14 protein-coding genes are annotated in these 15,209 nt (G+C 54.4%); 12 read left to right on the top strand and 2 right to left on the bottom strand.

What is annotated here, in order from left to right; all coding sequences use genetic code 11:
* Positions 1 to 3 precede the first annotated feature (3 nt).
* The 5 genes from BN8_RS10725 to BN8_RS10705 all read left to right on the top strand — a co-directional run bounded on the left by BN8_RS10725 (position 4) and on the right by BN8_RS10705 (position 3,224).
* Positions 4 to 537, top strand: coding sequence for a GNAT family N-acetyltransferase (locus BN8_RS10725; protein ID WP_009281884.1), 534 nt, complete (start codon positions 4 to 6; stop codon positions 535 to 537).
* 69 nt (positions 538 to 606) lie between these two features.
* Positions 607 to 1,035, top strand: coding sequence for an Xre family toxin-antitoxin system antitoxin (locus tag BN8_RS10720; protein WP_009281883.1), 429 nt, complete (start codon positions 607 to 609; stop codon positions 1,033 to 1,035).
* The gene (locus BN8_RS10715) at positions 1,035 to 1,493 is read left to right on the top strand and encodes an RES family NAD+ phosphorylase (RefSeq protein WP_009281882.1); all 459 of its coding nucleotides are present in this window, start codon (positions 1,035 to 1,037) and stop codon (positions 1,491 to 1,493) included. Before BN8_RS10720 ends, BN8_RS10715 begins: the two co-directional genes overlap by 1 nt.
* Positions 1,493 to 2,635 carry a histidinol-phosphate transaminase gene (hisC, locus tag BN8_RS10710; RefSeq protein ID WP_009281881.1) on the top strand — a complete coding sequence of 381 codons (1,143 nt, stop codon included), beginning with the start codon at positions 1,493 to 1,495 and terminating at the stop codon, positions 2,633 to 2,635. Before BN8_RS10715 ends, hisC begins: the two co-directional genes overlap by 1 nt.
* Before the next feature lie 52 nt (positions 2,636 to 2,687).
* The gene (locus BN8_RS10705; RefSeq protein WP_009281880.1) at positions 2,688 to 3,224 is read left to right on the top strand and encodes a hypothetical protein; all 537 of its coding nucleotides are present in this window, start codon (positions 2,688 to 2,690) and stop codon (positions 3,222 to 3,224) included.
* A 254-nt stretch (positions 3,225 to 3,478) separates the two neighbouring features.
* Here BN8_RS10705 and BN8_RS10700 read toward each other — a convergent pair whose 3' ends face one another.
* Entirely contained in the window at positions 3,479 to 4,645 is a 1,167-nt protein-coding gene (locus BN8_RS10700; protein ID WP_009281879.1) for a BamA/TamA family outer membrane protein, read from the bottom strand.
* 126 nt (positions 4,646 to 4,771) lie between these two features.
* Here BN8_RS10700 and BN8_RS10695 point away from each other — a divergent pair, with 126 nt between their 5' ends.
* The 4 genes from BN8_RS10695 to metF are packed head-to-tail and all read left to right on the top strand — an operon-like array spanning position 4,772 to position 10,863.
* Positions 4,772 to 8,092 carry a UvrD-helicase domain-containing protein gene (locus tag BN8_RS10695; protein WP_009281878.1) on the top strand — a complete coding sequence of 1,107 codons (3,321 nt, stop codon included), beginning with the start codon at positions 4,772 to 4,774 and terminating at the stop codon, positions 8,090 to 8,092.
* A complete protein-coding gene (locus BN8_RS10690; protein WP_009281877.1) occupies positions 8,089 to 8,976 on the top strand; it encodes a phosphatase PAP2 family protein in 888 nt (295 codons plus the stop codon). The genes BN8_RS10695 and BN8_RS10690 overlap by 4 nt, the downstream gene beginning before the upstream one ends.
* Positions 8,977 to 9,020: 44 nt before the next feature.
* Positions 9,021 to 9,893, top strand: a complete 873-nt coding sequence (locus BN8_RS10685) for a phosphatase PAP2 family protein (protein WP_009281876.1) — start codon at positions 9,021 to 9,023, stop codon at positions 9,891 to 9,893.
* Positions 9,894 to 9,903: 10 nt separating this feature from the next.
* Complete coding sequence (gene metF, locus BN8_RS10680; protein WP_009281875.1) at positions 9,904 to 10,863, top strand: methylenetetrahydrofolate reductase [NAD(P)H]; 960 nt, start codon at positions 9,904 to 9,906, stop codon at positions 10,861 to 10,863.
* On the opposite strand, the gene treF is transcribed toward metF, so the two are convergent.
* Positions 10,860 to 12,602 (bottom strand): alpha,alpha-trehalase TreF, encoded by a 1,743-nt coding sequence (treF, locus tag BN8_RS10675; protein ID WP_009281874.1) that lies wholly within the window; start codon positions 12,600 to 12,602, stop codon positions 10,860 to 10,862. The genes metF and treF overlap by 4 nt on opposite strands.
* A gap of 288 nt (positions 12,603 to 12,890) precedes the next feature.
* Between treF and BN8_RS10665 the strand changes: the two genes are divergently transcribed.
* The 3 genes from BN8_RS10665 (at position 12,891) to BN8_RS10655 (ending at position 15,150) form a co-directional block, all read left to right on the top strand.
* Positions 12,891 to 13,772 (top strand): cell division protein FtsX, encoded by an 882-nt coding sequence (locus BN8_RS10665; protein ID WP_009281873.1) that lies wholly within the window; start codon positions 12,891 to 12,893, stop codon positions 13,770 to 13,772.
* 100 nt (positions 13,773 to 13,872) lie between these two features.
* Positions 13,873 to 14,214 carry a DUF3098 domain-containing protein gene (locus BN8_RS10660; protein ID WP_009281872.1) on the top strand — a complete coding sequence of 114 codons (342 nt, stop codon included), beginning with the start codon at positions 13,873 to 13,875 and terminating at the stop codon, positions 14,212 to 14,214.
* A 75-nt stretch (positions 14,215 to 14,289) separates the two neighbouring features.
* Complete coding sequence (locus BN8_RS10655; RefSeq protein WP_009281871.1) at positions 14,290 to 15,150, top strand: undecaprenyl-diphosphate phosphatase; 861 nt, start codon at positions 14,290 to 14,292, stop codon at positions 15,148 to 15,150.
* The last annotated feature ends 59 nt before the right edge of the window (positions 15,151 to 15,209 follow it).

Genomic DNA, 15,209 nt, shown 5'->3' with positions numbered 1-15,209 from the left:
GATATGATAACCGATACTACTCTGAGATTTGACCTGCTTTCACCGGATGATGCTACGCTGCTGGCCGACATAGCTCAACGCGCTTACGCCGATCATTACCTGCATCTGTGGCACGACGCGGGAGCCTGGTACATGGAGCGCTGCTTTAGTCCGGCCGTACTGCAACGCGAACTGGCCGATTCGAACGCCCGCATCTACCTTGTCCGGCAGGATCGTCAGGCGGTTGGCTTTTTCAAACTGAATGTCGACCAGCCGCTGAAAGGTCAGGAAACCGCTAACGCCCTGGAGCTTGAACGTATCTACCTGATCAAGAACGTAACGGGGCAGGGCATCGGTAAGGCCGTACTGACTTTTGTGATTGATTACGCCCGGCAATTGGGTAAAGAGTTGATCTGGCTTAAAGCGATGGATACGAGCCACGACGCTATTGCGTTTTACGAGAAGATGGATTTTGTGGTCTGCGGCACCGAACGGTTGACGTTCGACGTCATGAAGGAGGAAGTCCGGGGCATGGTGGTGATGCAGAGTTTCCTGTAACAAGCGGAGCCCGCGGAACTTTATACAAACGAAAAATGTCGCTATATTTGACGAAAAATTTCCAGAGCCATGACAGTAGCTGCCATTGCCAACCGGCTGGGAGGTAGTAAGATACTCGGCCGATCCGTACAGAATGACGCAGAGTTGATGCAACTCATTGAGCAGGGGATTCCCAAAGCTACCATTCGCTATTTGGCTGACTCGCTGGGCATTGAATCCAAGGAGTTGATCGACTACTTACCGGTAACCGTTCGTAACCTGCAACGGTATCATGAAGCAGATCGATTGAACGATGTTTTATCGGATCGACTGGTAGCGCTGGCTGAACTCTTCGAATATGGCGAAGAGGTATTCGGGAAAGGGCGATTCCGGGACTGGCTACACAGCCCCATTCTTTCTTTGGGCCGTCAACAACCCATTAGTTTTCTAAAAACCCACAAAGGTATTGGTATCATTCGAGACGAAATTGGCCGAATTGAGCACGGCATTTTTGCCTGATGGAGTTGTTTCGATTGACCCGCCGAACTTACCAGAACGACCTGTCAGGAATGGGGGCTTACAAATACGGAGCCCGTTGGAACCATAAACAACATGCCATGCTATACACGGCAAGCAGCCGTTCATTGGCAATGCTCGAAACAATTGTTCATTTAGAGAAAAGTCAGTTTCTCGATGACCATTGTGTAATGGTGATTTACGTACCTGACACGGTGATTATGCGTCAGTTTAGTGATCGTGAGCTTCCCAACGACTGGCGTGTTCAGGAAATGTATACAAAGGAAGTAGGCACCCAATGGCTTACCGCTCAGGAATCATTAGTTCTTCGTGTGCCTTCCGTTTTGGTCAAAGCCGAGTACAATTATCTGTTGAATCCAGCTCACATGGCATTTAACGACATCAAACTTATTGACATCGAACCTATTGAGTTTGATGAACGATTTTTTCAAAAACGCTGATGAGTTCTTTTTCGCTACAATCCCTCCTCCGTCCGCACATCCTGACGCTTACGCCCTACTCTTCCGCCCGCGACGAGTACACCGGCAAAGAAGGCGTGTTCCTGGACGCGAACGAAAATGCCCTCGGTTCAACAACGGACTCGGGCCAGTACAACCGCTACCCGGACCCGTACCAATCGGCAATCAAAGAACGGCTGGCTCCTATCAAAGGTGTGCGGCCGGAGCAGATTTTCCTGGGTAACGGCTCCGACGAACCCATCGACCTGCTTATCCGCGCTACGTGTCGGCCGGGGCGGTCCGACGCTTCGACAGATAATATCATCATCATGCCGCCAACCTATGGTATGTATGAAGTCTCGGCCACTATTAATGATGTTGAGCTTGTTAAAATCCCGTTGACGCCGGACTTCCAGCCTGATACTGACGCAGTAGTGGCAGCCGTTACCGACACGACCAAGATCATCTGGATTTGCTCGCCCAACAACCCGACCGGCAACCTGATCGATCCTGAGTCCATCCGAACGATTCTGAAAGCCGCCGATCATTCGCTGGTAGTCGTTGACGAAGCGTACATCGATTTTGCCGAAACTACTTCATGGACGGGTGAGCTGGACAACTACCCGAATCTGGTCGTGCTGCAAACCTTTTCGAAAGCCTGGGGACTCGCGGCCCTTCGGCTGGGAATGTGCTTTGCCTCCGAAGAGCTGATTCGGGTATTGAATAAAATAAAGCCGCCGTATAACATCTCGGCCCCGACCCAGGCACTGGCGCTGGAAGCCCTGGGCCACGAACGCGAAAAAAATGAGATGGTCGCTCAGATTCTGGCCGACCGGCAGGTTTTAGCCGAAAAACTGCTTTCTTTGCCCATTGTGCAGCACATTTATCCGTCGGACGTCAATTTCCTGCTGGTGCGCTTCATGGATGCCAAGGCGGTGTTCGAGTACCTGATCAACCGGCAGGTGATCGTTCGGGATCGGTCGAAAGTGAAGCTGTGCGAAGGATGTTTACGCATAACCGTAGGTACGTCGGATGAGAACGAGCGGTTGCTGACCGAGCTGCGTCAGTACGACGGCCCCACCCTACCGGACACGTCGGCGCACACCGGCACCGTTACCCATCCGGAACCCGTGTCGAACGCCTGAGCATCGGCAGGCTTCGGTTTTAGCGTAAAATGAACTTGTACCCTATCAGGCTATGAAAAAACGTTTGCTGTTTCTGCTACTGATGTTAGTGGGCTGGCTCGGCGCTGCCCACCACGCCCAGGCTCAATACAACAACTGGTCGGTCGGTTTCCGCATCGGCGAACCGTCGGGCGTGAACGTCCGGAAATATTTTGGCGAGAACCATGCGTTCGACCTGAACATCGGCACGTACGGCGGTCTGTACGGCAACAACCGGGCTTACCGGTCTGGTCGATACAAAAGTGTGGGACTGGCCGTGCAGGGCCACTTTCTCTGGCATACGTCGTTCGGGTCGAGCCAGACGTTCCGGGGCTACTACGGCTTTGGCGGACAGATCGGTTCCCGGCGCTATTACCCCGACCGGCTGGCCTACGTGAACGAGTTTGAAAGCACGATTTCGCTGGGCGGTTCGGGCGTAGCGGGTCTGGAAATCTTCCCGGCCAGCAAGCCCTATTCCTTTTTTCTGGAAACTGGCCTCTACGTTGAAGTACTGCCGGCCCCGTTCTTCCTGAACCTGCAATCAGGACTGGGCCTGCGGTATAATTTTTAGCGAGGAAGAAGGGGACGGAAGGGAGAAGGGGGAGGAAGGGGTAGCCTTTCCCCTCGCTCGGGTCAAACGTACCGTCTGACCGTGTGGAAAACCACAATCTCAAAAATCTCGGTCTGGCGGCACGTCTGACCGCTTAGCAAAGCTCGACTCAGACGGTCAGACGTACCGTCAGACCTAAGGCCTTTCCCGAAGTTCTGAACTGAACCGAAAGAATTTCCTTTCCTCCTCTCCTCCCTTTCTTCCCCTTCCTCCCGTCAAAAAGACTCCCCGGTGAAGATGTAGAAGCCGGTGCCTTCGCGGGTGAAGCCTACGTCGAAGCGGAGGAATACGTCTTTCTTGGGGTACAGGAAATAGCGTAGCCCTACCCCACCGCTAGGACGGATGTATTGAAATTGTAGCTCACGCGGCCGATTGGCGACCGCTCCCGCGGCAACGAAGGCGGCCGCGCCCAATCGCTTGCTGAACGGAAACGGCAGTAGTCTGTATTCCAATTGCGTCGCTACGTAGGTTTTATCCCGATACCGGCCAGCATAATAGCCCCGCATCATCATCTCCCCACCCATCAGGGCCAGTTGGTTAAACGGAACGCTTCCGTTCTGAAACATACCTAGGGCCTGCCAGGCCAGCACCTGTGTTTTACTGATGGTTTTATACAGCCGGGCATCGGCAGTAAGCGTCCCGAATGTCAGCGTACTACCCAGGGCTCGGTGATAGCGCAGGTAGGCTAGCTCAGCGAAGGCTCCTTTTCGGGCATTCAGGGCGTTATGACGACTGTCGTAGACAAGCCCCAGCCCAAGGCCGAGGTTCGCCGATCCCCGGCCACCGGTTGGAATGGCATAGGGCTGGCTTTCGGGCTGGCGGAACCGGACGTTGCTCAACCGCTGAAAGTCTACTTCTACGCCCCCAAACAGGTTTGGAACAATTCGGTGTAGTGCCCGTTCGCGAATCTGGATGGTTCCCGCTTCGACCGTAGCAGGCTCCCGCCTGACAACGTCGGGACCAATGCCGTAGTACAGCAGCGGAAACTGCTGGAACCGCGCCCGGCCCAGAAAATACCACTTGTCCTTGTCGGTATACAGGTTATGGTCGATATTCAGGCCATACTGCCCCATCAGTGTCACGAACCCAAACGCCTGTGCTTCGCTGAGTCGGTTTCGTTGATAATCGTTCTTGGCGTGGTACAGGTACAGTGCCGATACGCCCACTTCAATACTGGTTTCGGGAGCGTAACTCAGGGTCGGATACACCAGAAAACGGGGTTTATCCGGTGATGCCGTATCGTTGATCACCTTCCCCGCCATGGTCTGCACCCAGCGCCACGGCCCAAACCGCGACTGGGCTTTCACCTTCTCGGTGGAAAGGAGCAGTAAGAACAGCAAGGCAGAACAGGAAGCCTGGCCGATGTGGAAAAGCGTAGTCAAGTGGTGGTTCAGTAATTATTTTAAATGATTGTATAACACAATATCGTCCCAGTTGATTGCACAACTTGTCAATTTGCCGGATTTAGCCGTATTTTAGCCATTCGCAGGTGGCAACGTTCCTCGCACATGTTTAAAATCTATAGCTCCTCCGCCGGTTCGGGCAAGACCTACACCCTGACGAAAGAGTACCTGAAACTGGCACTCCGCCCCGGGCAGCGCGACGATTATTTCCGGCATATTCTGGCGATTACGTTTACCAACGCGGCCGCAAACGAGATGAAAAACCGGATTCTGGAGCGGTTGCAGGACATCGCCGGGGGTAAGGAATTGCCCTTGCTGGACGATCTGGTACAGGAGCTTCGCGGCTTTACACCCGGCACCGACGCATTTACCATAGCGAAAAACGAGCTGCGAAAAAAAGCCGGTGATGTTTTTCGAACCATCCTCCACCGCTACTCCGATTTCTCCGTCACAACCATCGACTCGTTCACGCAGCGGGTGGTGATGGCCTTCACTGATGAGTTGGGTTTTCCGTATTCGTTTGAAGTGGAAATGGATACGGACGAGGTGCTTGAACTGGCTATCGACAACCTGATCGAAAAAGCCGGCACGGATGAGATGGACGAAATCACGACCATCCTGAGCGAATATTATACACACACGGCCACCGAGGGCAAAAGCTGGAATCAACTCCCCGAACTGCTCCGCGAATTTGGCCGCAACCTGACCTCCGATCAGTTCTACGAAGCAGTTAATGCCGCCCAGGAGCTATCGCCCAGCGCTGTACGGGCCATCCGGACCCAGTTGCTGAGTCATAAAGAGCAATTTGAGATTGATATTGTCGCCGTTGGTCAGAAAGCCTGGACCTTGATTACGGACTCGGGTCTGAGTGAAGGCGATTTTGCCCAGACCAGCAAAGGCATTGGTGCTTACTTTCGGGCCATTGCCGAAGGTGACGCCCATCGCCCGACCAATTCGTATCACCAGAAAGCCGTTGCCGATGGTGACTGGTATACCAAAAAGGCTCCCCTTAGCACTCAGGCAGCCATCGATGCGATTGCCGATCAGTTGTGTCACTGCTTTCACCAGATCGAAGCCATTCGGGAGGAGCGACAAGCGCAGGTTGCACTGTTCGATTGCTTGTTGCCCCACCTCCAGAAACTCGCGCTGCTGAAACAGATGCGCCTAGAATTTGATGAACTGCTGCGCAAGGACGGACGGGTTCACATTTCCGAATTCAACAAAAAGATCCTGTCGATTGTCGCGACGGAGCCCGTGCCGTTTCTGTACGAGCGACTCGGCACCAAGTTCAACCACATCCTGATCGACGAGTTTCAGGATACGTCGCGGCTGCAATTCGCCAACCTGATGCCCCTAATCGAAAACGCCCTGGGCGCTGGGCATTTTAACCTGGCCGTGGGCGATGGCAAGCAGGCAATTTACCGCTTCCGGGGGGGCGACATGGACCAGATCGTAGCGCTGCACCGCAAGAATCTGGATGGGCTTAAACAGGCCCATAACCCCAACTCCTGGACCGCCGACCGTATCGATATGATTGCCGACCATCTGAACAGCGAGGTGCTCGGTACAAACTGGCGAAGTGCCCAGCCGATTGTCAAGTTCAACAATGAATTTTTTGAGTTCACGGCCCGCCGGTACGAAACCGATCACCCTAAAATTGCGGACGTATTCGATCCGGCGCGGGAATTCCACCAGCAACCCTCGCCCAAAGCCCGGGCACTGGGGCACGTGCAGATCGATTTTGTGGCCAAAAACGAGGACGAAGGGCTGGACCTGACCACGGCCATGCTCGACCGCACAATGGAATACCTGAACCGGGCTCTGGCCGACGGTTATCAGTACGGTGACATTGCGATCCTGACGCGCAAGAAAGCCCACGCCAAAGCCCTGGCCAACGAACTGAACGCCCGCCGGATACCGCTGGTTTCGGCCGATTCGCTGTCGCTGGAGTTTTCGGACCCGGTTAAATGGCTCGTCACGCTCATGCGGCTCCTGCAACGTCCGGATCAGCAACTGCTGCGCTATGAACTGCTTTATCTGTTTCACCGCGTAATCAGGGGTATCTTTCCCGACGATAAGCTGACAGAAGAGCTACGTGCCATCGCCAATAACGAGGATGTTTCGGTCCTGTACGACTACCTGGCCGCGCAGGGTTTCCCGCTCGATCCCTATGCACTGGGCCAGCTCAATCCGTACGAACTCGCCGAGCGCCTGACGGCCCAGTTCCGGTTGTTTGAGCGGACGGAGCATAACCCGTTCCTGTTCCGCTTCCTCGACGAAGTGCTGACCTTCAACCAGAAGCAGAGTGGGCATCTGAGTGATTTTCTGCTATACTGGGAAACGGTTCAGGCCAAAGTGTCGGTTGGGGAAGGCGAGTCGCGTCAGGCCGTCAGCATCCAGACCATCCACAAAGCAAAGGGCCTTGAATACCCGGTCGTGATCATTCCATTTGCCAACTGGCAGGTGGTACCGAACAACGACAGCATGATCTGGCTGGATCTGTCGGATATCCGTACCGACGCCCTGGCGCATGAGAATGCCCCCGGTCAACTCGCCCGGCTGCTCCACGCGCCTGCCTTTACAACGAGCAGCCTTCGGAAAGCGCCGGCTGCGGTGGCCGCTCAGTTTGAGGAAGAAATGACCCGGACGTTCCTCGAAAACATGAACCTGCTCTACGTTGCCTTTACCCGCCCGACGGATCGGCTGTACGTGATTGGAGAAGCCAAAGATTTCAGTAAAGGGCCCTTCAATACGGTTAGTCACTGGCTACATACGTTCCTGAACAATTCCGAGGTGGCACAGACCTGCGGCTGTACGTGGCACGAAGGTCAGAGTCGCTACGTACTTAGCGAGTGTTTTGAGGTCCCTACCCAACAGAAAGCAGAGGTAGAGCCGGACGAAATCAGCCTGGACGAAATCATCAGTGGGCACAGGGGGCAGGACTTACAGCTACGGCGGCAGGCCGAGCGCGTTTTCGATGTGGCAACCTTCGAGCGTACCCGCGAACAGGACCGGAAGCTCTGCGCGGCCCTGAGCCTGATCAAAGGATCGGAATCGGTGGAGAAAGCCCTGCGTCAACTCGTCAGCGAGGGCGTTGTGCGGGCATCGGAGCGGGATCTGCTTCGGAAACGACTAACACAGGTTATCACACATCCGGAACTGGCCCCACTATTCGACGCGTCGCTCCGCATCGACACCGACCGTAGTATCCTGAGCAAGAAACAACTGCATGGCGCTCCCCACCGGGTTGTTCATCAGCCCAACGGCACCCTGACCCTCGTACAGTATCAGAGTTTACCCGCCATCGACGATCATACCCGAACGCTTCGGTATTTTACCCGGCTATACCGCGACATGGGCTATCCGGACGTGGAGGGCCGATTGGTGTACCTGGCCGATACACCCAACGTAGTGCGGGTCGTTTGACTTATTCGTTTACCGTTTTCAGTTTTACGTTGATACAAAAACCCACTTTCGTTCTTTTCGTCTGGCTGACCCTCCAGTCGCTCGTCGGAATTGCCCAACGCCCAACGTCAGTTACGTCCTCTCCCTACCAGCTTCGAAAGGGCCGCGAGTTAACCATACTGGGCGTCGGCGTAGCGGCCGGAGCCACCTCGCTGATTCTTGAACAACAGGTTGACCCACTCACTCCCGATCAGGTCCGGGCGCTCGACCGCGCATCGGTTCCGGCCTACGATCGGGGCGCTACGTACAACTACAACCTCACGCTCGACAAACTCCGTGACGTAACGCTGGCCGGCAACGCAGCCATCGGGGGCGCACTGGTTCTCGGCACCCGACCGATGCGCCAGGACTTTAAGACCATTGCCGTTATGTACGCCGAAACGTTCATTCTGGCAAACGGACTACAGCGGTCCGTTAAAAACCTGGCGCAACGAACCCGGCCGTTCGTCTACAATCCGGATGCGCCCCTGGATGAAAAGCTTACTCGAAACGCCCGGCAGTCGTTTTTCTCCGGCCACACGACCAATGCCTTCGCTACGGCCGTTTTTACGGGCGAACTATTCCGGCATTATTTCCCCCAATCCCGTTGGAAAGCAGCCGTTTGGGGCGGGTCGTTTGCCCTGGCAGCCACAACCATCCTATTGAGCTACGAGGGTGGGCAGCACTTCCCGAGCGACCTGCTGGCAGGAGCGGTTTTTGGCTCGGTGGTAGGCTGGGGCATCCCCAAACTCCATGAAGTACGTACCGGCAGTCGTTCAGCCTGGATTCGTCAACTGGACGTTCAGCCGTGGAGCAACGGTCAGGCTACCGGCGTTTTTGTACGGTGGACGCCGGTTTATCCGTAAGTTTGCGGTTTATCATCTGATTACCTTACCATTCGGCTCTGATCGTGACCATTCGTTGCCTTACGTTTTCCCTGTTACTGACCCTCCAGTCGCTGGTGGGATTCGGCCAGATCGCTGTCGATTCCGCCGAAGTTAAACAACCGGCCGGCCGTTTGCCCAACCCCTATACCCTTAGCTGGAAAGTAGATGGCATCCTGCTCGGCACGGCAGCCGTTACCGGGCTGACGTCGTATCTGCTGGAACAACAGGTAACGCCCTTTACAGTGGCTGACTTAAACCAGTTTGACCGTAGCCAGATAAACGCTTTCGACCGGGGCGCTACGTATAACTGGTCACCGAAGGCATTCCGGATCAGCGACCAGGCCCTGACGGCCAATTTCGTCGCTACGGGTCTGATTGCGCTACCTACCCTGTTTCGCCATAGAAACTGGGCAACAGTACCGCTTATGTACATCGAGGTCCTGGCCGTGCCTACGCTTTTTCAACAAACGGTCAAGAACATTGCCCTCCGAACCCGGCCGTATGTATATAATCCGGATGCTCCGCTGGAACCCAAGCTTGTTGCGAATGGGCGACAATCGTTTTTCTCCGGGCACGCGGGTACAGCTTTCGCATCGGCCGTTTTTGCCGCTGAACTCTTCCGGCATTATTATCCGAACTCGAAGCTCAAGCCGGTCGTTTGGGTGGTGATGCTGGGATTGGCGTCAACAACCAGTTACATGCGTTACGCATCCGGCTATCATTACCCCAGCGACATTCTGGTTGGAGCCGCCCTGGGCTCGTTTCTGGGCTGGGGCATACCGAAGTGGCACGAGGTAAAGAACCGGCCGGGGCTGGGGCAACGGATGACCATTCAACCGTGGTATACTGGGCAGGCGAGTGGGCTCAGCATGCGCTTATTGCTTGATTCTCGCTAATTTTGCACTAATGACGAAGATTACCGATCATATCCGCAACGCCAACGGCAAACCAATCTTTTCCATTGAAGTCATACCGCCTGTCAAGGGCGATACGCTGAAGAATCTGCTGGACAACATCGAGCCATTGATGGAGTTTAAGCCACCGTTCATCGACGTGACGTACCACCGGGAGGAATACATCGAACGGCCGCTGCCCGACGGTACTATCCAGAAAATTGTCACCCGTAAACGCCCCGGTACGGTCGGCATTTGCTCGGCAATCATGCATAAATTCGGCGTGGATCCCGTACCGCACGTTCTCTGTGGTGGCTTCACCCGCGAAGAAACCGAGGATTTTCTGATTGACCTGCATTACCTCGGCATCGACAACGTACTGGTGCTGCGGGGCGATCCGGCCAAGCCGTTCAATACGTTCAAACCGAAGGAAAACGGGTATTCCTACGCCAGCGAACTGGTCGAACAGGTAGCGAACATGAACAAGGGCGTGTACCTTCACGAGGAGGATACGGCCCTATCACCGAGCGACTTCTGCGTTGGAGTGGCCGGTTATCCGGAAAAACACTTTGAAGCCGCCGACCACGAGATTGATTTCCAGTACCTGAAGCAGAAGATTGACAAAGGCGCCGACTACATCGTTACGCAGATGTTTTTCGACAACCAGAAGTACTTTACCTTCGTCGAGAAGTGTCGGCAGGCTGGCATTAACGTACCGATTATTCCCGGCCTGAAACCGCTCAGCACCCGCAAACAATTACAGGTACTGCCCCGGATTTTCCACCTTCAGATGCCCCAGGATCTTGTCACAGCCGTCGAAGTCTGCGAGAACGACCAGCAGGCACGGCAAGTTGGCATTGAGTGGTGCATCCAGCAATGTCGCGAACTGATTGCCGCCGGCGCCCCCGTCCTGCACTTCTATACCATGGGCAAAGCAGACAACATCGCCAAAATCGCGAAGGAGGTTTTTTAAGGGAGGAGGGAGGAAAGGGAGAAGAGGAGGAAGGGGAAACGCTGGAGTTCTTTTACCCTTTCTCCTTTCCTCCCTCCTTCCTTCAACAACTTCAGCAAAACCCCATTCGTCCAGCCGAAGCCGTCCTGTAAGGGATATTCGCCCCCTTTGGCCGCGGCCGTGCTGACGACATCGTACTTTTCTACCATTTTACCAGAAGCTTTGTAGACACGCAGGTTTTCAGTCACCCAATTCAGTTTGACCTTTTCGGCCAGGTCGGTCAGGTTGTAATTTCGCAGCCCCCGAATGGCCAGCCATTGCAGCGGTGCCCAGCCGTTCGGCGCATCCCATTGCTCACCGGTCCGGACGAGTGTTGTGGTGAGTCCCCCCGGTTTCAGGAAATCACGCTGCAGGGTTTTAGCTACGCCCTGGGCCTGCTGGGGCGTAGCCACCTTCACGAAAAGGGGATAAACGGCGGCCAGCGAATAGACCGTAGCTTGTTTGCGGGCCACAAAATCGTAGTCAAAGAAAAACTGACGGCGTTCGTTCCAGCAGTACTTCAGGATAGCGTCGCGCCGTTGCTGCGCCAGCAACAGGTACATCTTCGCCCGGCGCTGATCTCCTTTCAGCCGGTAGCCCTCGGCCAGCGTTCGTTCCAGATTGACCAGCAGGCTGTTCAGGTCCACTGGAATAAAATCGGTCGTGTGGATTGTACGCAGGTTCTTACCGTCGCGGAACCAGCGGCTGCTGAAATCCCAGCCCGATTCAGCGCCCGCCCGGATGTGGCGGTACATAACCCCCGCTTCTTTCCCGTTTCGCTTCAAGGTTTTCTCCACCAGGTTGTAGTCCTCCTTGTACGACTCGGGGCGGGGTGTGTCGCGGTCGTCGTAGTACCGGTTCAGGTAAACGCCTTCGGCCAACCGTACCACCCGCCGAAACGCCGGATTTTGCTCCGTCAGTTGCGCTTTGCCATGCATCCAGAAATTATATTCCTGTTGCAGATACGGCAGGTAGCTGACCAGCACCCGCCGACCCTGGGTTTCGCTCAGCAGATTGACCATGAACGAAAAAAATGGCGGCTGCGACCTCCCCAGAAAGTAAGTTCGGTTGCCGTTTGGAATAAAGCCAAACGTACGGATCAGGTATGCGAAATTATCGACCATATTCCGGATCAGGTCCGCCTTCCCCGAAGCCTGAAGGCCCAGCATGGTAAAGTAACTATCCCAATAGTAAATCTCGCCAAAACGCCCTCCGGGCACTACGTATGACTTGGGCAACGGAATCAGCGAGCCGGCCTGGCGTGGCCCGGCCTGACGTGGCCCGGCCTTACTGGTTTGGCCGGCTTGACCGCTGCGCGTCAGTACGGGCCAGAGGTCGGTGATGTGCTGCTGGGCCGATTGTCCGGCCTTGCTGGTATAGCCCGATGCAGGCGTAATGGGCAGCGTAAAATATTGTTCAACAAAGGCTTTCAGATTAAAACCACGCTGTTGTCTGGCTTTCTCATAAGCAGCCAGAGTGGTAGCGGGTGGAAATTTGGGGGTACAGTCAGCAAACGTTTTGGAATCCGGAAAAACGGATTTAAGCTGTACGTCTTCGAACAGGCTACCAAACTGCTGATCCGGACTTGGCCAGGGCTGTCCAGCCTTAGCCTGACTCGTCTTTGCCTGTCCGGTTTGCGTATCACTCTGCCCGGGCGACGCCGGAACTAACCCAAAAAATAGTAATGTAAACGACCAGAAACGTTTGCTTATTCCTTTCATGCGGTAATCTTTACGGTAAGAACAGCGTAATCGCTGACCAAATTGTTTTTATCCAGCCAACACCATCTTTTTCCAACGAATTCACGAGAATATACCGGGTGACTGCGGGCGAATTTCTTCTTTTTTTCGTTACCATGAACGAGGGACGTACACCCCGTTTTGCTGATAACCGGGGCCCGTCCAACCAGTCTTTCCGGACCGAAGCCTTTGTCCGGTCGCTTAAATTTTGTTAAATTAAGCCGTACCAAGGCGGAATCCGTTATTTTTGTCCAAAACACGAACCCCTGAATGGCTCGTAAAAAGAAAGTAGGTGCGTATCCCAGCGGTCTGATTTTGTTTAGCCTGACGCTGGCCTTGTTTTTAATTGGTTTCTGTGGATTGCTGGCCATCCAGTCGAAACGGCTGGTGACATACATCCGCGAGAACTACGAAGTGAGGGCTTTTCTGGATAAAGACCTTAGCGAGTCGAAGCTCCAGAAACTTTATAAGACCATTGCCGAACGGCCGTTTGTGCTGAAAACCAACAGCTCCCCGCAGATTACGCTGGTAACCAAAGACGTAGCGGCTAAGGAGTTCATTGCTGAAACCAAGGAAGATTTTTCCCAGTTTCTGGGCGAAAACCCGTTGCGCGACAGTTACCGGATCAAACTGACCGAAGACTATTTCGCGGAAGCTAAACTCCAGTCAGTGAAGCAGGACCTGGAAGAGCTGGACGGTGTTTTTGAAGTAGTCTATCAGGAAAACCTGGTCGATAACATTAACCGGAACATTACCCGGATTTACATCGTGATGGCGGTGTTCGCCGTGATCCTGCTGCTGATCATCGTCGTGTTGATGAACAATACCATCCGGCTCGCGCTGCATTCGCAACGGCTACTGATCCGGAGCATGCAACTGGTCGGGGCCACCAATGGGTTCATTACGCGCCCGTTTCTGGCGCGGGGCATGTTGCAGGGACTCATCAGTGGACTGGCGTCCTGCATTCTGCTGTTCGTGCTGATTCGGATCGCCATCAGCAACCTGCCGGAACTGGCATCGCTGCAGGAGCCCGATAAGATTGCGATGCTGATGGGTGCATTGATTGGTCTGGGGGTATTAATTGGCCTGATCAGTACGTTACAGGCCGTGAACCGATACCTGGGCCTATCCGTTGATGAAATGTACGGATAAAGCCAGATTCAGGTAAAAAACGTTTCCGGCTCCGGGTAGTTATTATCGTTGACTATTCACTGAACACCTTTCAAACAGGTATAGCATAAAATTGACGAACATGGCAAAAGACAAATCATATAGTTCAGCAACGCTGACACGCGACGAGCCGGCCAAGAAAACGGCTACCGTTACGGCTCCGCCGACTCCTAAAGCAACCACGACCCGTCCTTCGTCGACGGTATCGGAGTCCAACGGCTCGGCCGCGCTGCCGTTTGGTCGCCGGAATTACCAGTTAATGCTGGCCGGCATCGGCGTCATTCTGGCGGGTTTCTTTATCATGAGCCTCGACAAAGAAGAATTTGGCTTCGGATTCCTGGGGCTGACCCTCGGACCGCTGGTCGTTATGAGTGGTTTTGTGCTCGAATTCTTCGCCATCCTTGCCCGTCCGAACAAAGGATAAGTGAAAAAAAACTGAGTGGTGCCACAGCAAGTAGCGGTGGCACCACTATTTTTGCCCGATCACTTACCTGACCGAATGGATTTAATTCACGCGATTGCGTTGGCTATCATCGAAGGGCTGACGGAATTCCTGCCGGTTTCCTCAACCGGCCACATGATTATCTACTCCTCCCTGGCCGGCATTGCCGGAAACGAATTCACCAAACTTTACACCGTCGATATCCAGTTCGGCTGCATTTTGTCTGTCCTGGTGCTGTATTACCGGCGGTTCCTGCGCGACACACGCACCTCGGATTCGGTAGCCTGGTACAGGAGCCTGCCCGGTGGTTTGCAGCGCCTGATTGGCCCGTACACGAGTCAGGTCGATTTCTATCTGAAACTGCTCGTGGCGTTTCTGCCCGCGGCCGTCATCGGTTTTCTGCTGAACGATTTTATCGATTCCCTGCTGGAAAACGTCGTCGTTGTTGCAGTGATGCTGCTGCTGGGTGGTATCGTGTTGGTCTTCATCGACCGGATTTTTGCCGAAAAACCCCGCGACTACGACATTACGTTTCCCGAAGCCATCAAGGTGGGCTTTTTTCAGTGCATTGCCATGATTCCGGGCGTATCGAGGTCGGCGGCTACAATCATCGGCGGTATGACCCAGGGCCTGACCCGCCAGCAGGCTGCGGAATTTTCGTTCTTTCTGGCCGTACCGACCATGGCTGCCGCATCGGGCTATAAGCTGCTCAAAACGTATAAGCTTCTCCAGCCGGGCGACCTCCAGACGCTGCTGCTTGGCAATGCGATTGCATTTGTGGTGGGGCTGCTGGCCATCCGCGGGTTTGTCGGCTTCCTGAACCGTTACGGATTCAAGGTGTTTGGCTATTACCGGATTGCACTGGGTCTCCTGCTTCTGGGTCTGGTTGCCGCCGGGGTGAAGTTAGATATCGTTTAAAACAAATAGAGCGCAGATTAACAAAGATAAAAAGCTGTATTAATCTGTTTAGTTACTGC

Origin of the sequence: Fibrisoma limi BUZ 3 (assembly GCF_000296815.2) — a bacterium.
In the GTDB taxonomy this organism is placed as follows: domain Bacteria; phylum Bacteroidota; class Bacteroidia; order Cytophagales; family Spirosomataceae; genus Fibrisoma; species Fibrisoma limi.
This window is presented reverse-complemented; position numbering and strand designations above follow the sequence as displayed.